The sequence below is a fragment of the Terrimonas ginsenosidimutans genome (assembly GCF_022012415.1).
Lineage (GTDB): Bacteria > Bacteroidota > Bacteroidia > Chitinophagales > Chitinophagaceae > Terrimonas_A > Terrimonas_A ginsenosidimutans.
In genome coordinates this window covers 59,900-83,755 of record NZ_JAKLTR010000009.1, presented here as the reverse complement: position 1 = coordinate 83,755, position 23,856 = coordinate 59,900, and the positions used below count along the sequence as shown (strand labels likewise).

The following is a 23,856-nucleotide window of genomic DNA, read 5'->3' as shown; positions in this document are numbered from 1 at the left end:
ATGCGCAATATTATTTGTTTATTGATACTGATGGTGAGCATCAGTTGCGGCAGCAAAAAAACGCAGCCGGAAGAGCAGGTTGTTACACCGGACAATACGGTTTCCCTTACAGCAGAGCAACTGGCTAATGCCGGAGTGCAGACAGGGCTGGTGAGTAAGCGATCGCTCAACAGCGAATTAAAAGTGAACGGGTTGGTGGATGTACCCCCGCAGAACATCGTCTCAGTCAGTTTTCCTCTCGGGGGATATCTGAAGAATACAAAACTTCTGCCCGGCGCTCATGTTACGCGGGGAGAAGTGATTGCAACGATGGAAGATCCCGCGCTGATCCAGTTACAGCAGGATTACCTGATCGCGAAAGCAAAGCTGCAATACAGTGAGAAGGATTATGAACGTCAGAAGATGCTGAATGAAAACAATGTGAATGCGGAGAAAGTATTTCAGCAGGCACAGGCGGATTATACCTCCCAGAAGATCCTGTTGAAAGGGTATGATGAAAAGCTTCGTCTGATCGGGATCAACCCGGCTAATCTGAGTGATCAGAATATTTCGAGAAGCGTACCAGTCTATTCTCCTATTAACGGATTTGTATCAAAAGTGAACGTCAATATCGGGAAGTATGTAAATCCTTCAGATGTATTGTTTGAATTGATCAATCCTGATGATATTCATGCGGCGCTGACTGTTTTCGAAAAGGATCTCGGGAAGATCAGGCCAAAGCAAAAGGTAATGGTGACGTTTGTGGATGATCCTTCGACGTCTTATGAATGCGAAGTATTGCTGGTTACAAAGAATGTAGATGATAACCGGAGCGCATTGGTGCATTGCCATTTTGAAAAGCAACCCAAGCAGTTGTTGCCCGGAATGTTCCTGACAGCGAATATCCGCGTTAGTGAAGCGCAGGTAACAGCCGTTCCGGAAGATGCCCTCGTGCGTTATGGGAATGGTCAGTTCATTATGGAAGAAACGGGCAGTAATATGTTCCGGTTACTGAGTGTGGAAACCGGCATTCGTGATCATGGATGGGTGGAAGTGATCGGCAAAGATCTGGAAGGGAAAAAGGTGATCATCAAAAATCCTTACCCTGTAATGGCCAAACTGAAGAACACTGCCGAAGAGTAGGGTATCGAAAGCCTTGGAAACCGCAAAGTGTGCAAGAGATTTGTGCCCTCTTTGCGGTTTTTCTTTGCGGTCTTTTGCGATACTTCCACGGCATACACATTAAAGAATATTAGTTTCCGGTAAATACCTTCGTTATTTCCCCCGAAAATTTTGTTTTTTCCCCATTGCCAGGCTGGCTGAATAGCGGAAATTTGACCTATGTTATAAGCAGGATGGTCTTGAATAAAATCTCCTGTTTTTATCTACGAAACGGCTAGAAAACAAACAAATTTTTTTTACCAAAACGGCACCTACATTTGCTGCCCTAATTTTCAGCTATGGAGATCAAATACCTGCAGCATATATCTGCTACCCTCAACCTTGCAATCAAGCCAGTAATGAACATTCTTGAGCTTCATGATGGCGGTTCTACCATTCCTTTCATTGCCCGTTACCGGAAGGAGGCTACGGGGAATCTTGACGAGGTGGTGATCACTAATGTAATTGACCAGATCAAGTATTTCAATGACCTGGAGAAGCGAAAAGAAACCGTGTTAAAGACGATTGAGGACGCAGGTAAAATGACTCCTGAGCTTAAGAAAAGGATCGAGGATACCGTGAATTCAACTGAGCTGGAAGACATTTATCTGCCGTTCAAACCAAAACGTAAGACGAAAGCGTCGGTGGCGATCGAAAAAGGGCTGGAGCCGCTGGCGAAACTCCTGTTTGACCAGGAAAGCATGAATGTGGAAGAAGAAGCCGCGAAGTTCATCAACGAGCAGGTAAAAGATAAAGAGGATGCTCTTCAGGGGGCGAGGGATATTATCGCGGAATGGGTGTCGGAAAATGAGCAAGCGCGTAATATCGTGCGCAAGCTTTTCACAGAAGAAGCAGTATTCTCTTCCCGCGTGCTCAGTTCAAAGAAAGATGAGCCTGAAGCACAGAAATACCGCGATTATTTCGAGTTTAAAGAACAACTGGCAGATAGTCCTTCTCACCGCATCATGGCGATCCGCCGGGGTGAAAAAGAAGGTTACCTGATCATGAATATTGATGTAGACAAAGAAGTGGCAAATGAATCGCTGAAAAGAACATTTGTTAAGACTTCCGGTCCGGTCGGACAGCAGGTGGGTATTGCCGTGGAGGATTCATTCAGCCGGCTGCTGAAGCCTTCTATTGAAACAGAATTCCGCATGAGCAGTAAGACCCAGGCTGACGAAGAAGCAATCCGTGTATTTGCGGAAAACCTCCGTCAGTTGTTGCTCGCTTCTCCTCTGGGTCATAAGCGCGTTCTGGCGCTTGATCCGGGTTTCCGCACAGGATGCAAACTGGTTTGCCTGGATGAGCACGGAACATTGCTATATAACACAGCTATCTATCCGCATCCTCCTCAAAATGACTGGAACGGGGCGACACAAACTATTAAGGAACTTGTAGCGAAATACGATATCCAGGCAATTGGATACGGTAATGGTACCGCCAGCAAAGAAACGGAGCAGTTGGCCAGGGGAATTGATTTTGGCCGCCCGGTATCTGTATTTATGGTGAACGAGAGTGGGGCTTCTATTTATTCCGCCAGTGAAGTTGCGCGGGAAGAGTTTCCTGATCATGATGTAACTGTCCGCGGTGCGATCAGTATTGGCCGCCGGTTGCTGGATCCGTTGAGTGAACTGGTAAAGATCGATGCAAAAAGCATTGGAGTAGGGCAGTATCAGCATGACGTGAATCAAAACCGTTTGAAAGAGGCTCTTGATCAGGTGGTAGAAAGCTGTGTAAACTATGTTGGTGTTGATCTGAACACCGCGAGTAAACACCTTCTGATGTATGTTTCAGGACTGAGTTCAACCGTTGCAAAGAATATAGTGGAGTATCGTACGAAGAATGGTGGTTTCAAGACCCGGGAAGAATTGAAGAAAGTTGCGATGCTTGGACCAAAAGCGTTCGAGCAGTGCGCAGGATTCTTACGTGTGCCAGGTGCAGAAAATCCACTGGATAATTCAGCGGTTCACCCCGAGAGTTATTCTGTGGTGGAAGCGATGGCGAAAAAAGCATCCAGCACTGTACCGGAACTGATCAGTAATGGAAATCTCCGCAAAGGACTGAAAGCCTCTGAGTTCGTTACGGAAACGATCGGTCAGTTTACGATTGAAGATATCCTGAAGGAATTGGAAAAGCCGGGTCGTGACCCCCGTGAAGCGATCGAGGAGTTCCGTTTTGCAGAAGGTGTAAGTACGATGGGTGATCTGAAACCGGGTATGCGCATTCCTGGTATTGTAACAAACATTACCAATTTCGGAGCATTCGTTGATATTGGTGTAAAACAAGATGGCCTTGTCCATATTTCTCATCTTAGCAACCGCTATATCAGTGATCCGAATGAAGCGGTGAAGCTGACGCAAAAAGTAATGGTAACCGTCCTCGAAGTAGATCCTTCACGCAAACGGATCTCTTTGTCTATGAAAGACGGAGCAGATCAATCGCAGTCGAAAAGCGGCAGCAATAGACAGGATAACAAAGGAGGAAACAAAGGCGGGGGTAATAAACCAGCTGCGCCTGCGAATCCTTTCCAGGCAAAACTGGCTGAGTTGAAGAAGAAGTTTGCGGATTAATAGGGGAGAGCGGCGTAGGGTCCGGCAGATGTCGCGGATCTATCCGCGGATAATTGAAAAATTATTGTTCCATCGAAATAGCCTTTGGCACGAAGCGCAGATTGCGCAGAAAAGTTTCCGGTTAAAGAAGCTGATCTGCGCAATCTGCGCTTTCAATATAAAAGTGGTGGGTGGTAACACGCTGTGTTACCTGCGGGACAAATCTGCGAGATTCCATCTAATAAGCTATTCGGCTGGCATAGGCCCCTTCTAAATCTCCCCTTCAGGCTAATCGTTACCCAAATTTTTAGACGGGCTTCTGCTTCCTTCAGATAGTTTATTTCCCCACGTTTCAATCCAATGTCGTTTAGTTAAGTAGCCCTGGCGTACCTCAATACACGTCAACTTAAGGTATGGCTGGTGTATAAGGAACGCAGCGGACGCGGCGATACGCGGAGAACGCAGCGAAAACAGCCATAGAACATCTTGTATTTTCGCAGCGCTCTCCGCGTATCGCCGCGTCCGCCGCGTTCCTTTGGAACATTTAGCTGTATCGAATTTATGTTTCTCTTTTTGGAATGAAACTTCTTTTAGAGGCGGCGTAAAGTATTTCCTGAAGGGGAGATTTGGAGGGGCCTTACGCAAGTCGAAATAATCGAACCGTTAGCTAACTTATTCTACATTGACCAATGTCTTATAATCTGCGGGAACCTACGCCATTCCATTAGCGATAATCTTCCCGCACAGGATTAAATACATCGATCAGCGAAACGTTCGTTTTCGCAATGGCCGAATGCGGTACGTTAGAAGGGATCACCTGGCTCATGCCGGTCGTCAGGATGACGGCTTCTCCACCGATCATCATATCCAGTTGGCCTTCGATGATATAAGTGATCTGTTCATGCGGATGTTGGTGCAATGCCAGGCTGCTACCAGCTTTGATCTCAACAAGGCCCAATGTCATCCGTTCTCCATGAGTGTAATAGCCGGTCAATCCGGGGGCCAGTTCTTTGGCTTTCTGCTCTTTTATTAAAGGCATGTTTAGTTTATTTTTCTTCAAAGAGGCAGTAGCTTCCGCCTACCCATTCTTTATCCTTATTATACCGGACGCCGATCATTTTCCCTTTGCTCAGTCGTGCGAGATTATTAGCAGGCTTTGGTCTGGCCTCGCCTTCTTTCCAGAAGTAAAATATCCTGATCTCCGCTTTTGCAGGTGTGTCTGGCGTTTGGATCACTTCGGCATATTTGACTTTCCGCTGAAGGATCCAGTTCTCCGGATCTTTGATGTCTTCAATGTCTTTTAAAGTCACATCGATCAAAACACCTTGTCCCGCGAAGGAGAATAAAGGCTTCAATACATAATTTTCAAGATCGGTAGGCAGTTGTTTGATCTCGTGGAGGAAAAAAGTTTCGGGGATATATGGATGCCTGATAAATGGGATCGTGTACTTGCTGATGCGATAAAACCAGGAAGGGTGCGGTGCCCATTCAACGTCCAGTTCTTCAAAGAAGATCTTGCCCTTTTCCTGCACTTCTGCCGGTTGCTGTTGAAGATCATCAAATATTACCCGGTTGTATATTCTTTTTACAGCGGTTTTCTTCCCGTCTTTCAGATAGAATAATTGTCGGCCTTCTTTGATCAGTTCTGTAACACATACAGGTTCGATCCCGAGGAGGTCCTTAGTACAGTAAAAATCCACTCTTGTTTTTTGCTGATGCGGAAAGATCTCAAGCAGGATCACATTTTCCGGATTATGTTTACCTACAATGATCTCTTTCAGTAATTGGATGTAAGTTTCTTTTGTATGTCCGCCCATGTAAGCGGTAAAGCCTTCAGGTATGGTGAAGTTGTTACGGCAAACATCATCCAGTAATACTTCATAAGCAAACAGGGTAGGAAATCCCTGCATTTCGATCAGTTGTGGTTCGTAATTGCCGTCTTCATTTTCACAGATACCAAAGTCGAATGCGATGAATTCTGAATGGCCGATCTCTCCGGGTACATTTAGTGCGGCGGGGATGGCTTTATCTGTTTTTTGTTTGAATGAAGGATCCGTAATAATATCCACGATGCTTTCGCAGGCATCCAGGATCTTTTCTGTAAAGCTTTTTGGGATGAATACGGGTGTTTCTGCGACCCGGAATTCGATTGCTCCGGGATGAGCATTATGTAGTTCGTTCAGGAATGCCTCATATTTCTCCGGAGTGAACTGCTCGTTGTATTGTTTGCGTATAGAAGGTATCATGGAAGCGAAATTGATATTTAAGATACTTAAACATCACAAGTAATAAATTAAAAAGTCAAAATTAAAAAGTAAAAAGCTTGTCCGGGAATGAGGGGTCATGCCCAGGAGGCTTTTTTGACTTTTAAATTTTGACTTTTTACTTTATCACGCCAGTTCTGCTGGTACCAGTTGACCGATGGCCTGGTTCAGGAAATTGGGCAATACGTGCGAATATGTCCAAACTATTTTATCGGGATCTTCCAGTTGTTCCACCATGCTTTGCCATTTTTCTTCACCATGATTTTCGATGACAGTTGCTTTTTTGTCTGCTGTCTGGAGGTGGAGGCTCATGCCCTGGGCGTCGGCTTCGGGGTGGAACTGGGTTCCGATCATAAACTCGTTGAAACGGATACCCATCACTGCACGTTCGTAAGGAACATGTGGTCTGCTTTTTTCGATGCAGAGGATCTCACCGCCCATATCTTCGAGTAGTCCGTGGTTGGGTTGGATGACCTGGTAATCGCGGCTGTCAACTGCATAAAAGGGATCGCGGAGACCGTCGAATACTGGCTCGTCATGTCCTGCGGGCAGCATATGCACGGGGAAAACACCAAAGGCGGTGGATCTTCTCTTGCATACGAGTCCGGCGTTGAAGTAACGGCAGGCCAGTTGAAAGGAGTGGCAGATAAAGAAAATATGTTTTTTCTGGGTGTTGTCCGGGTTCGCATTCCAGCGGATGATCTCTTTCACCCATTTACACCAGGAAATATCCCAGTCTTCAAATCTGCTGGAAAGCGGGTCGCCGGGGCCACCGCTTGAAATGTAGATGTCAAAAGACGTGTCTGGTACTTCATTTTTCAGGCGCACATCAAACTCGGTGGATTGGACATCGAGATCGTTTTTCTTCGCCCAGTCTTTAACGATCTGGCGGATACAACGCATCCCCTGGTTGGCTTGTCCTTCGTAAAGGTCGAGTATGGCTATACGTACTGATCTGTTTTCATTCCAAATCATCCCGCGAAGATAGTAAAAATTTGATGGTGAGCCATTGAAGATCGCCGGTGTTTCGGTGGCCGTTTACGGTTTACCGTTCACCGTTGTTCGAAGGGCTGCATTTATAGCTATTTCGATATTATTCGCATTCACAATTTGATCCCGGTCAACGGATAACGGTGAACGGATAACGATGAACGGCCACGGTCATCGCTTTTTGTAAACCGATTCCCCATTCACGAATGTTTCCAGCACTTTTGCTTCAAGTAATTCGTTTTCAGGTGCTTTTAGAAGATCTCTGTCCAGGATGATAAAGTCGGCGAATTTGCCGGGTTCGAGGCTGCCTTTTTCTTTTTCTTCGAAATTGGCGCGGGCGGCCCAGATGGTCATCCCACGGAGTGCCTGTTCGCGGGAGAGTGCATTTTCTACCTGGTAGCCGTTTTGGGGCCAGCCTTTGGCGTCTTTACGAATAACGGCCGCGTAGAAGGTCTTGAAAGGAGAGATGTCTTCCACGGGAAAGTCGGTGCCAAGAGGCAGCCATCCATTTTGCTCCAGCAATTGTTTGTAAGCATATGCTCCTTTTACCCTGTCGGCACCGAGACGTTGTTCAGCCCAGTACATGTCTGAGGTGGCATGGGTTGGCTGTACAGAGGGAACGATCGATGCTTTACCGAACAGACCGAAATCGGCCGCATTGATCACCTGTGCATGTTCAATCCTCCAGCGACGGTCATTCTTCCCTTCCAGGTATTTGTTGTAGATAGACAGGATGGTGCGGTTGCCACTGTCGCCAATGGCGTGTGTACACATCTGGAAATTGCGTTGTGCGATCCAATTAGCGACAGAATCGAAGTGTGCAGGATCACTGAGAAGGAAGCCGTGATGCCCGGGCTTGTCGGTATAGGGCTGAAGGAGACAGGCTCCTCTTGATCCTAGCGCTCCGTCTCCATAGACTTTAAACGCGCGAACATGAAGGCGATCGGTTTTAATGATCCCTTTTTTATCGAGATAGTCGTAATTGCTTTTGTTATCGCTCAGCATTACATACAGACGCATTTTCAGTTGATTGCTATCCTGCATTTGCCTGATCAGTTCAGTTTCGGGTGCATTGATGCCGCAATCGTCGATGGTTGTGAGCCCGGCTGCGAAGCAATTGCGCTGGGCATCCAGCAGGGCTTCCCGGAGCTGTGATGGAGTGAGTGAGGGTATTTTCGCGGAGACGAGGTCTACTGCATTGTCGACGAGAATGCCGGTAAGTTTTCCGTTACTGGTTTCCACTTCGCCGCCGGTAAGTTTATCACCAGCTTTTACACCCGCAGCGTCTAATGCTTTCTGATTTGCGATGGCCGCATGGCCGTCCACACGTGTGAGAAGTACGGGTTGATCAGGGAAAAGCCGGTTCAATGCTTCATTGGTCGGGAATTCTTTAATGGGCCAGTCATTCTGATCCCAGCCGCGGCCGATGATCCACTGGTCTTTCGGAGATTCTTTTGCAAAATTGGTGACCCGGGTGATGATATCGTTCCAGCTTTCGGTGCCGGTAAGGTCGACTGTCTGGAGGCCGGTGCCATATCCTACAAAATGCGCGTGCGCATCGATCAGGCCCGGGTAAATGAATTTACCCTGTGCATCCGTTTGCCCGGCAGCATTGTATTTCTTTTCCAGTTCGGCTTTTGTTCCGGTGGCGAGGATCTTCCCGTCTTTAATCACCATGGCTTCGGTGGTAGAAAAGGAGGAATCGACGGTATAGATCGTTGCATTGTAAACAAGCAGGTCTGCATTTTCTCTATTGCCGCAGGAGAATATCAGCAGCATTATGGGAAGGAGCATTATGGGAAGGAGCAGTAGGTTTATTCGTTTCATGCTTTTTAATTCTTGTAGGTAAGATACTTTATTTCGGTTTGTGTGCCGTTGGGGGCGATGGATTCTGTATGGGAGATACTTTGACTTTACAGAAAAATATTCAACTGTCAGTTCCCTGCTCTTTTCTTGCTTTTGCTTCCTGGGCAAGTCTTTCTTTTTCGAGTGCGGAATTGTTCTTCGCGGTATCCCAGTATTGTTTTCCATAATTGACCAGGATCTCACCGCCGGCGGCAATATTGGCCCGCGCTTTAATGTAAACCCTTCCGTCAATTTTTTTAAAGGTGCAGTTGTTATTGATGCCGGGGATCTGCGTCATCCCTTTCGCATCGTTGGCATAACGTGCGAGTGATTTTGGGGTGGGAGCTGCATTGATCACATGATTGCGGCTTATATAGTAGATGTAGTCATTATCGATCTGTTCCTTTACTTCATCCCAGGTTGTCACCACTCCTTTATATTCTATTACAAGGGAGCCGATGGGTATAAAAACTTTGGTGAACAAACCGAGCCCGGCTCCCGGAATGCCGGAGGGTTTGATTTCGAGGTATTGAGATTTGATGGTCATGTGGAGCAAATGTAAGAAGGAACATCATTCACCTGGCAAATTCATGCCGTCAATCAGACCATTTGTGCTGAACAGCTGATAATGCCTTGTTTCAGTAATTACTTTAGCCCCGGTAACATCACTTAACAGACAACGCAGGGAACGATCTTAATTACTTTCATCCTTAACGGGAATGAAATGCAGTTGACAGAATGGTTTGTTCTGTGGTAAAAAAAATACAGACAAAGTTTAGTTATCGACAAGCAAAAATGACTTGTTAGAACAGAAAGCTGATCATTATCAAAAAATCTGTTTGTCGATGGTGGACTTTATCAAACAAACCTTAATCTGCATGCAATCGTTTTTCTTTATTCATTTGAAAAAGAAATTTATACGAATCGATGTAAAAGATATTCGCTATGTGTTGTCGGTTGCTCATCACGTGAAGATCTGTACAGATCAGGGCATATTCATTCCGCATTTAAGTTTAAAGCAACTGGAGACGATCCTTCCTGCCGATTCATTCTCGCGTGTGAACAGGGGGACGCTGGTGGCGCTTGATCGTATCATCTCGTTTGATAAAGATGAAGTGGTATTAAAGGATGTAAAATTCTCGTTCAGTGATAAGTACCGGAAAGAGCTGGAAAACAGGATTACGGTGATGCTTCACCAGGAGGCTAAGACTGATAAAGACGTAAAGGACGTTCAGGCGACAGGCAGAAAAGGAAAGAGTGCCAACAATTCAGGATAGTTCCGTTTATTAAGATCTCCAATCAACAATATTTCGTTCCCACTTTAGTGTGGTTACCGGAGGGGGTGTCTACTCCCTCTTCTTTAAAAAATCCGTTGCTACGATTTTTTATTGCGGCTGCTATACGGCAACGCTTTTATTCTTATTGATTAAACCTATCATTTCATGAAAATTCTATCAAGGGGCATAACCGTACAGGTTATTGCTGCAATACTCATATTTATCTTCGCGTATGCTGCGATAAGTAAATTTTTCAATTTTGAAATATTTCAGTTCACGTTGACACTGGCGCCGGTGGTTGGGAAATATGCTAAGGTTCTAGCGATCGTTCTTTCCATCGTAAATCTTTTACCTGTATTATTGCTGTCCATTCCTAAGACCAGACGCGCAGGTTTTCTCTATTCTTTTTGCCTTCTTCTGATATATGCTGCTTATATAGGGTATTCTTTGTTGCTGGAAAAAGACCTCCCATGCTCCTGTAGCGGCATTGCACCATGGTTTACCTGGACGCAGCATTTCTGGATCAATATTGCCGCAATGCTGATGGCCATGACCGGATTTCTTATTACCAACAATCTTATTGCAATAAAAGCGCCTGCTTTGGCCAAAGCAGACAACAGGGAACGCTGAAAACCTGAACAACAGAGTAAGCATCATTAACCAAATAACGCCTGATATGAAAAAGTATCTCTTAGGGGTAGCGGCTATTGCTATGGCTATAAGCCTGAGTGCATTTACCGCACCCAAAAAAACGCGAGTTAAAAACAGTAAAGGTTCATGGGATCTTTGGTGGTACAAGATCAAACCCGGATATGGGACGGGATCGTTCTTTCATAACACAATGGTTGAGTTTATAACCATCTCCCCGTACATGCCGGAGTATATTTGTCCAACCTTCCCCTGGTCATATAAATGCACGATAGGGTTTGATCCGTCTGAAGTGGATGAAACAACAAATGACCTGCGTCCCGGTTACCGTGAGCCTGAAGCCATTGGCGAAATGCGTCCTACTATCTGATCACATGGATAATGTTTATGCTGAGCCCGCCATCGCTATGGTGGGCTCAGTTTTTTATGATGATCCCGGCAGATATTGTCGCTGCGCGCGGATAAGAATAAAAACTTTGCGTTTCAGGATCGGACAAAGGGAAGCCTGTTACAGTGAAAATGTTTTGCAGTTGAATATACAATTGAATGGATTGGCTCGTATTGACCTGTTTTTTGTTGTTTATAGTATAACTGATCGAAAGATTTCTCAATCGTAGAAAAGAAGCATCGCTGTAAATAGCGTCTGAGCCTGGAATCAGGAAAGATGCTAACTGCGCCGGTGAGGAAGGGCTCACCGTAGGCTTTTGGACCGTCGTGATATCTCCCGGTGATCGCCAGTAATCACCAACCAGCAGGGGCTGATTGATGCCTGAACCGGGAGGGTGATTATATAAAGCGCGGAGGTGATTGATGCCTGTTTGAAAGCGAAAATCAAATTGCATTTCAGTCTTCCAGCGTCCAATGGAGACTGTCTGAGTTGACCCGCCATATAATTTTGGTGCAGTATTGACATAATAATTGTTGTCCTCAAGGAACTGATAGATCCCCGTTCCCGGGTCCACACCGGCAAATCGCAAGGGCTGTTTGGAATCAAGGGACTGTCCCGTCCAGTATCTTCGTGCATACATACTTTTCTCCAATCCTTCAAAACTTCTCAGATAGTTCCTGTGAGAAGTGATGTTTATCTGTGATGACCACCTGAGCCTGCGATGTTCTTCGGATCTGTAAGTGACAGTAATCTCGATCCCGCGATTATGTACTATTGCGGGATAGTTCAGGATATATCTTGATGAACTGGTTTGATTGGGTAAGAGTTGGCTGATCAGCTGTTTGCCAGTGCGGTGGAAATAGGCTGAAAAAGTGAACGATAAGCGGTTATTAAAAGTATAGCATTCGAGTGCGGCTTCAGCTTTTCGTGTAACCGACCATCCGAACGGGATTTCATTCACATTGTCTGCAGATGGCTGATTGCCGGTATACGTTGAAATTCTTGACCATGAATCCCTGAAATGACTATAGCCCACATTATCATTGCCGGTAGTACCATATGAGATCCTGATCTTCCCATAGTTAAAGAATGGCAGGTGTTTCCTGACAAATGTTTCTTCAGAGAAGATCCATCCAATACCTGCCGATGAGAATAATCCGTTTTTTTCATCGCTGCTGAAGTGGCTGGAATTTTCACATCTTCCGGTGAGATCGATACTGTATTTGCCTGAGATCTGCAAAGAGAATCTAGCAAGCAGGCTTTGGTAAGTGTTGTTGTCAAAGATGTGTCTGTCATCTATCCGCGTGGCATTGGCTAATGTTAGTGGTTTTGAGGCATCGTTGTAGCCAGATCCCCTCATTGATCCAAGAAAAACAGAATGATGTTGTAAAGTCGCGCCCGTCATTATCAGCAGCGAAACTCTTTTGCGGCTCAGCTTATACTCAAGCTGAGGTTCGAGAACGGTGGTCCGGAATTTTCCTGACCCATATAAGCTGCGGACATTTCTTTGCTGTTGCGGGCCGAATGAAGCGTGAGGTGCTAATGATGATTCTTTTGTCGATAAACCGCTGTATCCGGCGTTCAGGCTGATGGTGAGATGTTTTGCTATCAGGTAGTCCGTTCTTGTGGTTGCCTGTATGGCAGACATGGTCATCGTATATGTTTGAAGCAGATAAGCCGCGGGATTATCTGTTATCGGCAGTCCATTGTATTCCCAGTTCAGCTTGCCATTGCTGTTATAAAGCTCCGGATGATTGGGTGGCAAACTGATCACACGTAATAAAGCCGGCGACACGGTGGACACATTTTTTCCATTCGAGTAATAAACAGATGCTGTGGTGTTTATTTTTTGATTTTGAGAGCGGTATCTGAGTTGCTGGCTGATGGTTAATTGTTTTGAAAAGAAATCTCCTTTCAATAGATGATCTTCATTCCGAAAACCAATAGAACCGGTGAAGAAGATCCTGCGGAAGCTGCCTGAGATCCGTGAATGTGCGTTCCATAATGGCGTGGCAGCATGAAAAAAATACCTGCCCCAGTTGATCTGCCGGCTGCTGTCAAAAGATAACAGATCTGGTGCGTATGAAAAAGAACGTTCGGCGAGATCTGCCTGGATACCATCATTTGTAAACGCATTCTTTCTTAATTCACGATACTGATCTGTTGAAAGCATGGCGGGCGGAGCCTTGCGTACAGATATGCCGGATGATATGATCGTTTCTATCGAGAGTTTTTCTTCCGATGGTTGTTTGGTGGTGATAAGTATGACTCCGTTCGAGGAACGGGATCCATAAAGCGAGGTTGCTACTGCATCCTTTAGTATTTCGATACTTTCAATATCAGATGGATCTATAAGGCTTAGTGGGCTTATTCCGCCATAGGGATTCTGGTAAGCGTCAAGACTTCCCGGCGCGCCGATGGAAGATAGCTGGTTTGCATTATTGTTCTGTGGAGCAAAGGGAACACCATTGAGTACAATGAAGGGTTGGTCAACCGGTGGTATCAGGTAATTGATAAGCGGATTTGGGTTGACAGAATGTTGTCCGCGTATTTGTAACAGGGAGGACGCTCCCGGAGCTTCTCCGGAAGATGTTATGAGCATACCCGGAACTTTTCCCTGCAGAAACTGAAACAGATCGTTTCTTGGCAGTTTGTTCATTTCAGTGGTATTGACCTTTACTGCATTGCCTGTGCTGAACCGGCGTGTTGTTGATCCATATCCGAGGATGATCGTTTCGTCTAATTCTTTTATCTTTTGCTGGATCTTTAATTCGAGGAAGTCAGCTGTTCCAACTTCTGTTTCCGTAGAAATGATCTCAGCGCCTGTGATAAGCAACGCCGTTCCTGAAGTTACTCCCGAGAGTTCAAAGCTGCCGTCTGCCTTGGTGATGATGTTTTTGTTTTCAGTTTGGAGGTATATGGTGGCTCCTTCCACCGGGTCGCCTGAATAGGTCAGGATGCGTCCCCGGACTGTTCTTTTCTGTTCATGGTTTGATACAAGAATAATATAATTCCCGTCGATAAGATATCCGATACTGCTTTTTTGCAGGAGGTTGCCAAGAAGATCGCGAATGTCCATTTTGTGTTTCCTGATACTGGTATTCGGGATTCTTTGGAGCTGTTCACTGGTGTATACGAAAGTGTAGGAGCTTTGCTTTTCTATCTGCCGGATCACTTCACGGAATGAAGCGTTCTTAAAAGAAACACTGATCCTTTGCGCATAAACACATGCGTTCGCCAGACTGGCAATGCAGTAAAGGATAAACAGTTTCATCCGGAGTGTATTTCGTTCCCAATGGCGATGCATTGCTCGATGCATCTTTGTTAAGGTAACAAAAAACAGGATGAATCTTCTGATTACAACTGCTCTCTATTGAGTATTGTACAGGGTTTTTTTATGCAAGAAGTTGCTGCTGCTTTAATGCTTCCATGAGTCGTTCGTTGAGCTCCATCCTGGTGTCTTCAAAGCCATGTGCATTCGTCCATGCCTGAATAGAGATCGTGTATTTGTCGGGTTCGAGATTTATGACGCCGATCCGGTGTGCGGGCTCTTTTTTTAATGAGTCAATATGCGTTATTACATCAACAGCAGTTTTGCGTACCGTCTCCTCATCTATTTTATAAGGAAATTTCAGTTCCACATCGATGCGGCGCATCCCTTCGCGGCTAAGATTGACCACTACGTTATTGGAGAGCTGTCCGTTTGGAACGATGATCGTTTTATTATCAAAAGTTTTTATCAGGGTGTAGAACAGCTGGATGGAATCAACAGTGCCCTGTTGATTTTGCATGATGACATTATCTCCAACGCGATAAGGACGGAGTACGAGTATCAGGATGCCGCTCACAAAGTTCTGTAATGTTCCTGAAAGAGCAAGACCCGCCGCGACACTGAGGCCGGCTACAATTGCCGTAAAGAAAGTAAGTTGCAGACCTGCTGCCTGCAACGAGATCACGATGACAAAGATCTGCAGCGCGATCACGATCAGATTTAATAGGAAATACCGCAGTGATGCGTTAAAGTTCCGCTTCTCCAAAACTTTTCTTAACCATTTGGACAGAATGCGGACCAACCAAAATCCAATAAAAAGAATGATAATGGCTACGACGATCTTTGGCACATACAGTATCAGCCAGTCAGATGCTTTTTTGTAAAATTCTTCCCAATTCCAATTCATAGCATAGGATATAAAAAAACTATGCCATTCTGGTCGTGGCCTATGCCGCCGCGTTGGCGGTCATCGCCATTGCATGCTCAAGTCCCTTGCCTGTGAGGTATATCTGCGCAATATTCAATTGCAGGATCTCTAACAAACCCTCCTGTTTCAACTCATACAGGTGTGTTACAATTACATCCCAGCCGGAATGCTGGCGTAGAATTATTTCCCTCGGACTGATATTGCTCAATATCGGCTGGTCGTCATTTCTGACCAGTTCGTAAATTGTCCGGAGGGTCTGGTATTTTTCAAGCATATATCAATATTAATTAGATCCGCGACTGAAAGCTGTTAACGCACGCCCAAATTTCAGCATCGGCGCTTTTTTAACCAATACTATTTAGCGGATATTGCGCTCCATTGAGTAAACGGCCCGGTGGGCTCTTCTTCCTTTTGAACATTTGGTTTTGCTCCCTGATCACTTATCCCGGAAACGATTTCGGACTTACCCTTTGCGTCCCGGATACACCCTATACTTTTCTGCTGTATCTTTCCGCGTCCTGATATTTAACTAAGTTTTATTAACTACATTATCCAAAATGAATACCCGCTTGCTTTTTCTGATCGCCGCCTTTATTTACGCTGCCGGCAGTCATGCGCAGGAACCTTTGCTGCAGCATATCTACGGAAGAAAAAACCTGAGTCTCGACGGACGTTGGAATTACATTATCGACCCGTATGAAATGGGATACTATGATTATCGTCATGAGCCACATGATCAATCGGCAACAGGTTCAGGCGGGTTTTATGATGACCGCAAACAAAAGGATAAAGGCGAATTGATCGAATACAATTTCGATCTTTCTCCAACGCTGAAAGTGCCGGGCGACTGGAATTCGCAATCTGAAAAACTTCAGTTCTATGAAGGTTCAATCTGGCTTCGCCAGAAATTCAATGCGGACCCACAGGCTGGAAAAAGATACTTCCTTTATTTCGGAGCAGTGAACTACGAAGCGCATGTGTATCTGAACGGGAAAAAACTGGGAATGCACAAAGGCGGTTTTACGCCATTCCAGTTTGATGTAACCGGCAAATTGGTTAAAGGAGAGAACTTTGTTGTGGTTAAAGCTGACAATACGCGTAAGCAGGACGAAATCCCGACTGTTAATACAGACTGGTGGAATTATGGCGGTATTACCCGTGACGTACTTTTGACGGAAGTGCCGGATTCCTATATTGCCGACTACAAAGTGCAGCTTGCAAAAAATAACCCCAATAAGATAGAAGGGTTTGTTCAGATGGCCGGTACCGCTCTTTCGCAAACGGTCACGATCTTTATCCCGGAAGCAGGCATTACGCAAACCGTTACAACGGATAATAATGGTCGCGCTGCGATCAGCTTTCCCGTGAAAAAGATCAGTTACTGGTCACCGGAAAATCCCCGGCTGTATAACGTAGAGATAAGTACTGCAAAAGACAAGCTGACTGATCAGATCGGCTTCCGTACGATCGAAACAAAAGGGCAGGAGATCCTGTTGAACGGGAAGCCGGTATTTCTTCGGGGCATTTCACTGCATGATGAAAATCCATTGATACCCGGCCGTCTTCGTGGTCAGGGAGATATGCGTATGATGCTTCAATGGGCAAAGGAGATGAACTGCAATTATGTTCGCCTCGCACATTATCCTCATAGCGAAGAGATGATCAGGCTCGCAGATGAAATGGGGTTAATGGTTTGGGGAGAAGTGCCTGTGTACTGGACTATTTCATGGTTGAATCCGGATACGTATAACAATGCAGAGAAGCAATTGTCTGATCTGATCGTTCGTGATAAAAACAGGTCAAGCGTGATCGTTTGGTCTATCGGTAACGAAACCCCGTTAAGCGAGCCACGTCATACCTTCATGGGTAAGCTTGCGGCAAAAGCACGTTCACTGGATGATACACGATTGGTTGCGGCGGCACTGGAGGTTCACCGGGAAGGACATGATGTGATCGTAAATGACCCGCTTGGAGAAAAGCTCGACCTGGTCAGCTTCAATGAATATGCAGGATGGTACTGGAGCAATTCAACTGATATGCTGAATTATAAGTTCAAGATCGGATTCAATAAACCTGTTGTGATCACAGAGTTCGGGGCAGATGCGCTGGGTGGTTTTCATGCGGACGAAGAAACCCGGTGGAGTGAAGAATACCAGGAGTTGCTGTACGTGAACCAGATAAAAATGCTTACAGCTATTCCTGCTTTGCGTGGTATGACACCATGGATCCTGACAGACTTCCGCTCACCCCGCCGCCAGCATCCTTATTACCAGGATTTCTGGAATCGGAAAGGCCTTATCTCCGAAACAGGGAAAAAGAAGAAAGCGTTTTTTGTATTGAAAGCATTTTACGACGAAATGCAGAAGAAGTATAAAAGCGAGGGGAAATGAGGTTAAACATTCCAGGTTTAATAGTTGCCTGACGTTGACCTTTAAACCGGAAAACTGTTGAGCATTTCAATTATTGTTCTTTCACTGCTTTTAACTAACCAACAAAGAAATAACCGAAATGAATTGCCTGAAATTTTGCTGCATAGCCTTGCTGTGCACACCATTGATCAGCCTGGCGCAAAAGCGCTCAATTGATCAAAGGGTTGATTCTGTTTTGAAGTTGATGACACTGGAGGAGAAGATCGGCCAGCTTAACCAGTATTCCGGCCGGGAGGTTACGGGGCCTGCCAGTGATAAAAAGACGAACCAGCTTAATGACCTTAAGACAGGATGGATCGGCAGTATGCTGAATGTAAAAGGTGTGAAAGATACTCGGGAAATACAGGCCGCAGCGATGCAGTCGCGGCTGAAGATCCCCCTGTTATTCGGCCAGGATGTGATACACGGTTACCAGACTGTTTTCCCGGTGCCGCTTGGGGAATCAGCATCATGGGATCTTGAAGCCATTCGAACAACAGCGCATATTGCCGCAAAGGAAGCCGCAGCATCCGGGCTGCATTGGACATTTGCCCCGATGGTGGATGTTGCCCGTGATCCCCGCTGGGGCCGTGTAATGGAAGGCGCGGGTGAGGATGCATATCTTGGTTCGCAGATCGCCATTGCACGCGTGAAAGGTTTTCAGGGCGAAGAGCTGGGAAAGCTTGATGCGATCATGGCGTGTGCGAAGCATTTTGCCGCTTATGGCGCGGCACTCGCCGGACGTGATTATAATGCAGCGGATATGAGCAGACAACAGTTATGGGAAACATATCTGCCGCCATTCAAAGCTGCTGTTGATGCAGGTGCAGCCACCTTTATGAATTCGTTCAATACACTAAATGGAATTCCTGCAACCGCCAGTACGTATCTGCAGCGTGATATCCTGAAAGATGCATGGAAGTTTGGGGGATTCGTAGTGAGCGATTGGAATTCTATTGGAGAAATGGTGCCATGGGGCTATGCAAAAGACGCGAAAGATGCTGCTCAGCGGGCAATGATCGCGGGTAGTGATATGGATATGGAAAGCAATGCGTATCGCAGAAACCTTGCTCAACTGGTCAAAGACGGTAAAGTAAGTGAAGCACTGATCGATGATGCGGTAAAAAGAATATTGAGAAAGAAGTTTGAACTCGGATTATTTGAAGATCCTTATCGCTTCTCCGACCTGCAAAGAGAGAAAGAAGTACTTGCAGATAAAAAGCATCTTGCAATTGCGCGTGATGCTGCCGCAAAATCTATCGTCTTATTAAAAAATACTAAAGCTGTACTGCCACTCAACAGGAATTACAAAACAATCGCAGTGATAGGCCCTCTCGGTAAATCAAAAAAGGATATGCTGGGCAATTGGGTAGTGTTCCCGAATGATACTGCTACTGTTGTAAGTGTATGGGACGGATTGCAGAACAGGAAAGGGCAAACGAAATTTATTTATGCGAAAGGCTGTGATATCACAGGAACATCGACCGCAGGATTTGCACAGGCCGTGGCTGCGGCAAAACAGGCGGATCTTGTGATATTTGCGACAGGAGAAAGTGGTGATATGACGGGTGAAGCAAGATCGCGGGCAGATATTCATATTCCCGGAAAGCAGGAAGAACTGTTCAAAGCGGTCAAGGCAACGGGTAAACCGGTTGTTGCATTGGTGATGGGTGGTCGTCCGCTGATCTTTGATGCAATTGCCGATGAAGCAGACGCCGTTCTGTTCACCTGGTGGTTAGGCACTGAGGCCGGGAACGCGATCTCCGATGTATTGTATGGTGATCACAATCCTTCCGGAAAGCTTCCGATCAGTTTCCCGCGGTCAATAGGCCAGATCCCGGTTTCCTATAATGCATACAGCACAGGGCGCCCCGTAAAAGATCCGAAGAATATTCACTACCGTTCCGCATATATCGATGAATCAAATCTTGCGCGTTTTGCCTTCGGTTATGGACTGAGTTATACAACCTTCAATTATTCTGCCCTTGAAGTGGATAAGACGCAGTTCAGGAAGAATGAAACGGTCACCGTGAGATTCAATCTTTCCAATTCCGGTAAGTCTGCCGGAGCTGAAGTGGTACAGTTGTATATATGGGATAAGGTTGCTTCTGTTGCACGCCCGATGAAAGAATTGAAAGGGTTTCAAAAGATCACGCTGAATCCGGGTGAGTCTAAAACAGTCCAATTCGTTATAGATAAAACTCTTTTATCCTTTTACGATGCTGACCTTAAGTATGATGCAGAGCCGGGCGAATTCGAGATAATGATCGGGGGAAGTTCTGACTCGATCCAGTTGCGGCAGGTTGTTGAATTAAAAGGGGAATAAAGGGGGGGGGAGAGTTTAAAAGTTTAAGAGTTTAAAAGTTTAAAAGTTTCAGAGGTTTCATAGGTTGATATCTCGCAACAGGTTAGTTGGTTCCGCTGGGCTATGAGTTGCCGGGGGGCGGGTTAATATACCCGTCGCGCGCTGATTCGTTCTATGCCGCGCGCTGCGATCCATTCACCGCCGCGCGCGCTGATTCATTCGCCGCGCGCAGGGCAGAAATGGGCATACGACAGCAACCGCATTGCTGCGTTTGACTGTCGTCGCCCATTTTTCAATTGTATCATTCCACATTTCCTATCCCATTCTTCCTTTTTTTGATCATAGATGCAATAAAAAAACGCACCGCCCTTTTCAGGACTGCCCTCCTCCACCAGTCCTGAAAATGACGGTGACTAAGAAATTTCTCTGTTGTAAATATCGCTTTATGCAGAAGGGAATCCATGGGAAAAACACAGGATCTAACGGGAAAATAACGGAAGTATGACGGTGATTAGACGACCGTAAACGAAACTGAGAAATCGATCCCCAGCTTTTGCGCCAGATGCCTGATAACGGATGGCCAAATTTTGTTCATTGTTTGGCCGCTCATATCCTTCAGTATTAATGCAGGTTCATAGTTGTATCAATCATCAACCATCGAACTAAAAAGGGCTTCGATAAAAAGCCACCGCTGCCAGATACATCCAATTTCTTTCCGTTTACTCATTTCTGATCCACATTCTTTTTTTCTTTTACTCTCTTTGCGGCAGTAATCATTAAACTACTAGTATGCAAAGATATTTCAAGGTCGGGTCGCTGGTTCTTGTTGCGCTTATTTCGTTCAGTTCATGCAGTAAGTATGATATTGGTCTGCCGGGTCCGGAAGGAGGACAGGGGCATGCAGGTGCGCAGGGAAATGCCGGTAATGCTGACGTTATCTCGTTCAATTTTGGGCAAACGACATTTACAGCTGTGCAAGAGTTCAAGATGCCGGGAGTGTCGAAGGCCAGGATAGACTCCAGTCTGGTTCTTGTTTATTATAATCCTCTGAGCGAAGGGCTTTCGACATGGTATCCCTGCCCGGGTCTTGGATCAGGAGGCGTTTACCAGGCAAGGTGGTGGATCAACCAGGTGTTTCAATCACCGGACGACTACAGCTTGTATATGAGATTGCATACGCTCACAGGAGATGATTATTCAATGCCTGTAACATTCAGAAAAGTAAAGATCATTATGGCTTCGCCATCGGTCATTAATAATGTGATGACCGGACGCAACGGGCAGTCACTGAACCTGGATAATTATTTGGAGGTGAAAACTTATTTCGGTTTAAATGATTAGGTTGGACAACGACTATGGTTTCAGATGAGAGAAAGCCTGCCTGAAAAGGCAGGCTTTTAAGCGAACTTACTTATACGACGAGACGTGTAAAGGTTCCAAAATACAATAAACGGTCAACCTGTGGAATCGCAAATATTTGTTGCAGGGATAGGAATTATACCATCAATGATGGTTCCCGGTATACGGTATTTATGGAGATAACCGCAAGTACTGTAATAATTTACGCTGATATTTGCAGTATGCCCGGTTTTCTTCACATCGCTTTTGACCCGATCTATGCTCATCCGCTGCCGGAGGGTCACCGGTTTCCGATGTTAAAATATGAGTTGATCCCGGAACAACTGCTGCACGAAGGAACGATACAGCCGGAAAATCTTATTCAGCCCCAGTCCTGCCCGGATGAGATTGTTCTCCTGACCCACACGGCGGAATACGTCAGCAAATTGAAGGGGCAAACCTTAAGTGCAAAGGAACAGCGGCATATCGGTTTCCCGCAGTCACCCGGGTTGACCAGACGTGAATGGGTGATCGTACAGGGAACGATAGACTGTTGTCTTGCCGCCCTTGAATCCGGGGTGGCATTGAATGTTGCAGGCGGAACCCATCATGCGTTTGCGGACAGGGGGGAAGGATTTTGTCTGTTGAATGACTTTGCTGTGGCGGCGAATTACCTGCTACAGCAAAAAATGGCGGAAAAGATCCTGATCATTGACCTTGATGTGCACCAGGGCAACGGAACGGCAAGTATTTTCAGGAATAATCCGGCAGTGTACACCTTCAGCATGCATGGCGCACATAATTATCCTTTTCACAAAGAAGAAAGTGATCTGGACATTGGACTACCTGATGGCATAAATGATGATAAATACCAGGAATATCTTCAAAATACACTGCCATACTTAATGGAAAGTGTGAAACCTGACTTCGTATTTTATCTTTCAGGGGTAGACATCCTGTCTACCGACAAATTTGGAAAACTTAATATAAGTATGAATGGATGTCTTGAGAGAGACAGGTACGTTTTTGAAACAGTGAAGCACTTTGCAGTTCCATGTGCAGTAGCAATGGGAGGTGGATATTCAGAGGATATAAGGGTTATCACTCAGGCGCATTGTAATACTTTCCGGCTAGCAAAGGACATCTATGGTCTGGACTGATTATACATAGTTTCTAATTGATATGTATTTGCCAGATAATAAATAATTTATTGCTTATATCTGCGGCGATATTTTACCTCACTTTTTTTTATGCGGGAAAAGCCTCTACAGTAATAGTACGTGTACTACACCGATTTGGGTAGTGACATTTGCCAGCGCTACTACACAGTAACCCGTACACGGTTTGTGGTATAGACAAAAAATAGCCCATGATAAAGATCATGGGCTAACTGAAACATTAACTATTACGCACCAAATTCTTATTCCATCGATAGCTTTTTGCGTAAAGCACCGGGGGAAAAATCATAGAACTTTTTGAACATCGTTATAAAGTTGCTGGTCTTTTCATATCCCAGCATGTAAGCAACTTCTTTCACACTGATGGGTTGTTGGTCCAGCAGATGCCTTGCGAGCTGCATTTTTTTCTTGAGATAGAATTCATAGATACTGATCCCATACACTTTTTTGAAATTGCGTTTCAATGTAGACTCACTTAACGCTACCTGTTTGGCAATAGCCTTAATGGAAGGAAGGTTTTTGTCGAGGTATTCATCAAGGATCTTTTCAACTGCCAGCATTTTCATTTGCAATTGTTCATTGCTGTCTTTCTTTTCGCTGGAAGGCATTGTCTGCAATCGGCGGAAGATGTCGTGCAGGATAGATAATGTCTTGGTTCTTGCATAGAATGGATCTGTTCTTCCTTTACTCATTAACTCCTGCATGTCTTCGAGGTTGTGATGAAGAGTAAAGGACGCTTCCTCTGTGTACAGTAGAGGTTTTTTTTCATAGAACAGGTCATGTGCCTGGAATAAAATGTCAGGATCTGCATCCCTGAATTCCCGGAATATCCATTCTGCGGATATATTAATGATCAGGGCTTTGATCTTGTGTCCTGGCAATAAGGTGTAGATAAGCGGATAGTCAGCAGACATGAATACAATGTCTGGGAGCAACGTGCCTTCCCGCTTTCTGATCTGAAAGTGTTTAGGGGTTAGAGAGGCGATCACCGTGAAGAACTTTCCGTTAGCCGGTCTTACAGGGATTTTCTTGAATTGGCGAACACCCATTACCTGGATGTCCCAAGTCATCACCTGTAATCCATTATTGGTATCTGTTAGCTTAATGCTTCCGGATCCCTCGGCTAATGGCAAGCTGATGGTGTTGTTGTTTGGTTCAGCATTGAAGATGCGTGCAAGTTCTGTGAAGAAGTTGGCCGCATCAGGTTGTGTAGTACTACCACGCAACTTTTGAAAGGCGGTAAGTAATTTATGCACAGAAAAAGGTTTGAATAAAAAGGAGCAACAGACATACCAAATAAAATAAAGCAGCGACATGTGCCAATCTT

At 45.5% G+C, this 23,856-nt stretch carries 18 protein-coding genes; 9 read left to right on the top strand and 9 right to left on the bottom strand.

The features are described 5' to 3' along the window. Both LZZ85_RS14715 and LZZ85_RS14710 read left to right on the top strand, forming a co-directional pair. The gene (locus tag LZZ85_RS14715) at positions 1-1,122 is read left to right on the top strand and encodes an efflux RND transporter periplasmic adaptor subunit (RefSeq protein ID WP_237873431.1); all 1,122 of its coding nucleotides are present in this window, start codon (positions 1-3) and stop codon (positions 1,120-1,122) included. Positions 1,123-1,439: 317 nt separating this feature from the next. Beyond that, positions 1,440-3,710: a Tex family protein gene (locus tag LZZ85_RS14710; RefSeq protein ID WP_237873430.1), complete on the top strand. Its 2,271-nt coding sequence runs from the start codon at positions 1,440-1,442 to the stop codon at positions 3,708-3,710. 703 nt (positions 3,711-4,413) lie between these two features. Here LZZ85_RS14710 and LZZ85_RS14705 read toward each other — a convergent pair. From LZZ85_RS14705 to LZZ85_RS14685, 5 genes are all read right to left on the bottom strand, one after another. Further along, on the bottom strand, positions 4,414-4,728 hold the full coding sequence (locus LZZ85_RS14705; RefSeq protein ID WP_237873427.1) for a cupin domain-containing protein: 315 nt from the start codon (positions 4,726-4,728) through the stop codon (positions 4,414-4,416). Between the two features lie 7 nt (positions 4,729-4,735). Further along, positions 4,736-5,935: a hypothetical protein gene (locus LZZ85_RS14700; protein WP_237873426.1), complete on the bottom strand. Its 1,200-nt coding sequence runs from the start codon at positions 5,933-5,935 to the stop codon at positions 4,736-4,738. Between the two features lie 144 nt (positions 5,936-6,079). Beyond that, positions 6,080-6,928, bottom strand: a complete 849-nt coding sequence (locus LZZ85_RS14695; RefSeq protein ID WP_237873424.1) for a type 1 glutamine amidotransferase — start codon at positions 6,926-6,928, stop codon at positions 6,080-6,082. A 186-nt stretch (positions 6,929-7,114) separates the two neighbouring features. Continuing rightward, positions 7,115-8,770, bottom strand: coding sequence for an amidohydrolase (locus LZZ85_RS14690; RefSeq protein ID WP_237873422.1), 1,656 nt, complete (start codon positions 8,768-8,770; stop codon positions 7,115-7,117). A gap of 100 nt (positions 8,771-8,870) precedes the next feature. Further along, positions 8,871-9,335 (bottom strand): SET domain-containing protein, encoded by a 465-nt coding sequence (locus LZZ85_RS14685; RefSeq protein ID WP_237873420.1) that lies wholly within the window; start codon positions 9,333-9,335, stop codon positions 8,871-8,873. Positions 9,336-9,666: 331 nt separating this feature from the next. Here LZZ85_RS14685 and LZZ85_RS14680 point away from each other — a divergent pair, with 331 nt between their 5' ends. The 3 genes from LZZ85_RS14680 (at position 9,667) to LZZ85_RS14670 (ending at position 11,083) form a co-directional block, all read left to right on the top strand. After that, positions 9,667-10,065 carry a LytR/AlgR family response regulator transcription factor gene (locus LZZ85_RS14680; RefSeq protein WP_237873419.1) on the top strand — a complete coding sequence of 133 codons (399 nt, stop codon included), beginning with the start codon at positions 9,667-9,669 and terminating at the stop codon, positions 10,063-10,065. A 165-nt stretch (positions 10,066-10,230) separates the two neighbouring features. Further along, entirely contained in the window at positions 10,231-10,695 is a 465-nt protein-coding gene (locus LZZ85_RS14675; protein ID WP_237873418.1) for a MauE/DoxX family redox-associated membrane protein, read from the top strand. 46 nt (positions 10,696-10,741) lie between these two features. Beyond that, positions 10,742-11,083 carry a hypothetical protein gene (locus LZZ85_RS14670; protein WP_237873416.1) on the top strand — a complete coding sequence of 114 codons (342 nt, stop codon included), beginning with the start codon at positions 10,742-10,744 and terminating at the stop codon, positions 11,081-11,083. Between the two features lie 46 nt (positions 11,084-11,129). Here LZZ85_RS14670 and LZZ85_RS14665 read toward each other — a convergent pair whose 3' ends face one another. The 3 genes from LZZ85_RS14665 to LZZ85_RS14655 form a co-directional block, all read right to left on the bottom strand. Next, positions 11,130-14,375, bottom strand: coding sequence for a SusC/RagA family TonB-linked outer membrane protein (locus LZZ85_RS14665; RefSeq protein ID WP_237873414.1), 3,246 nt, complete (start codon positions 14,373-14,375; stop codon positions 11,130-11,132). A gap of 121 nt (positions 14,376-14,496) precedes the next feature. Continuing rightward, positions 14,497-15,279 carry a mechanosensitive ion channel family protein gene (locus LZZ85_RS14660; protein WP_237873412.1) on the bottom strand — a complete coding sequence of 261 codons (783 nt, stop codon included), beginning with the start codon at positions 15,277-15,279 and terminating at the stop codon, positions 14,497-14,499. A gap of 40 nt (positions 15,280-15,319) precedes the next feature. Next, complete coding sequence (locus LZZ85_RS14655) at positions 15,320-15,574, bottom strand: hypothetical protein (RefSeq protein ID WP_237873411.1); 255 nt, start codon at positions 15,572-15,574, stop codon at positions 15,320-15,322. Between the two features lie 283 nt (positions 15,575-15,857). Between LZZ85_RS14655 and LZZ85_RS14650 the strand changes: the two genes are divergently transcribed. The 4 genes from LZZ85_RS14650 (at position 15,858) to LZZ85_RS14635 (ending at position 22,511) form a co-directional block, all read left to right on the top strand. Further along, complete coding sequence (locus LZZ85_RS14650) at positions 15,858-17,690, top strand: glycoside hydrolase family 2 protein (RefSeq protein ID WP_237873409.1); 1,833 nt, start codon at positions 15,858-15,860, stop codon at positions 17,688-17,690. Between the two features lie 118 nt (positions 17,691-17,808). After that, on the top strand, positions 17,809-20,034 hold the full coding sequence (locus LZZ85_RS14645; RefSeq protein WP_237873408.1) for a glycoside hydrolase family 3 N-terminal domain-containing protein: 2,226 nt from the start codon (positions 17,809-17,811) through the stop codon (positions 20,032-20,034). 768 nt (positions 20,035-20,802) lie between these two features. Continuing rightward, positions 20,803-21,354 (top strand): hypothetical protein, encoded by a 552-nt coding sequence (locus LZZ85_RS14640; protein ID WP_237873405.1) that lies wholly within the window; start codon positions 20,803-20,805, stop codon positions 21,352-21,354. Between the two features lie 239 nt (positions 21,355-21,593). After that, entirely contained in the window at positions 21,594-22,511 is a 918-nt protein-coding gene (locus tag LZZ85_RS14635; protein ID WP_237873403.1) for a histone deacetylase family protein, read from the top strand. Positions 22,512-22,771: 260 nt separating this feature from the next. On the opposite strand, the gene LZZ85_RS28665 is transcribed toward LZZ85_RS14635, so the two are convergent. After that, positions 22,772-23,785, bottom strand: coding sequence for a helix-turn-helix domain-containing protein (locus LZZ85_RS28665; RefSeq protein WP_237873402.1), 1,014 nt, complete (start codon positions 23,783-23,785; stop codon positions 22,772-22,774). Positions 23,786-23,856 lie beyond the last annotated feature (71 nt).

Coding starts and splice junctions, on each gene's coding strand:
- LZZ85_RS14710 (WP_237873430.1), top strand. CDS start 1,440: ATGGAGATCAAATACCTGCAGCATATATCTGCTACCCTCAACCTTGCA.
- LZZ85_RS14705 (WP_237873427.1), bottom strand. CDS start 4,728: ATGCCTTTAATAAAAGAGCAGAAAGCCAAAGAACTGGCCCCCGGATTG.
- LZZ85_RS14660 (WP_237873412.1), bottom strand. CDS start 15,279: ATGAATTGGAATTGGGAAGAATTTTACAAAAAAGCATCTGACTGGCTG.
- LZZ85_RS14655 (WP_237873411.1), bottom strand. CDS start 15,574: ATGCTTGAAAAATACCAGACCCTCCGGACAATTTACGAACTGGTCAGA.
- LZZ85_RS14670 (WP_237873416.1), top strand. CDS start 10,742: ATGAAAAAGTATCTCTTAGGGGTAGCGGCTATTGCTATGGCTATAAGC.
- LZZ85_RS14675 (WP_237873418.1), top strand. CDS start 10,231: ATGAAAATTCTATCAAGGGGCATAACCGTACAGGTTATTGCTGCAATA.
- LZZ85_RS14635 (WP_237873403.1), top strand. CDS start 21,594: ATGCCCGGTTTTCTTCACATCGCTTTTGACCCGATCTATGCTCATCCG.
- LZZ85_RS14715 (WP_237873431.1), top strand. CDS start 1: ATGCGCAATATTATTTGTTTATTGATACTGATGGTGAGCATCAGTTGC.
- LZZ85_RS14640 (WP_237873405.1), top strand. CDS start 20,803: ATGCAAAGATATTTCAAGGTCGGGTCGCTGGTTCTTGTTGCGCTTATT.
- LZZ85_RS14665 (WP_237873414.1), bottom strand. CDS start 14,375: ATGAAACTGTTTATCCTTTACTGCATTGCCAGTCTGGCGAACGCATGT.
- LZZ85_RS14700 (WP_237873426.1), bottom strand. CDS start 5,935: ATGATACCTTCTATACGCAAACAATACAACGAGCAGTTCACTCCGGAG.
- LZZ85_RS14685 (WP_237873420.1), bottom strand. CDS start 9,335: ATGACCATCAAATCTCAATACCTCGAAATCAAACCCTCCGGCATTCCG.
- LZZ85_RS14680 (WP_237873419.1), top strand. CDS start 9,667: ATGCAATCGTTTTTCTTTATTCATTTGAAAAAGAAATTTATACGAATC.
- LZZ85_RS14695 (WP_237873424.1), bottom strand. CDS start 6,928: ATGATTTGGAATGAAAACAGATCAGTACGTATAGCCATACTCGACCTT.
- LZZ85_RS14690 (WP_237873422.1), bottom strand. CDS start 8,770: ATGAAACGAATAAACCTACTGCTCCTTCCCATAATGCTCCTTCCCATA.
- LZZ85_RS14645 (WP_237873408.1), top strand. CDS start 17,809: ATGAATTGCCTGAAATTTTGCTGCATAGCCTTGCTGTGCACACCATTG.
- LZZ85_RS14650 (WP_237873409.1), top strand. CDS start 15,858: ATGAATACCCGCTTGCTTTTTCTGATCGCCGCCTTTATTTACGCTGCC.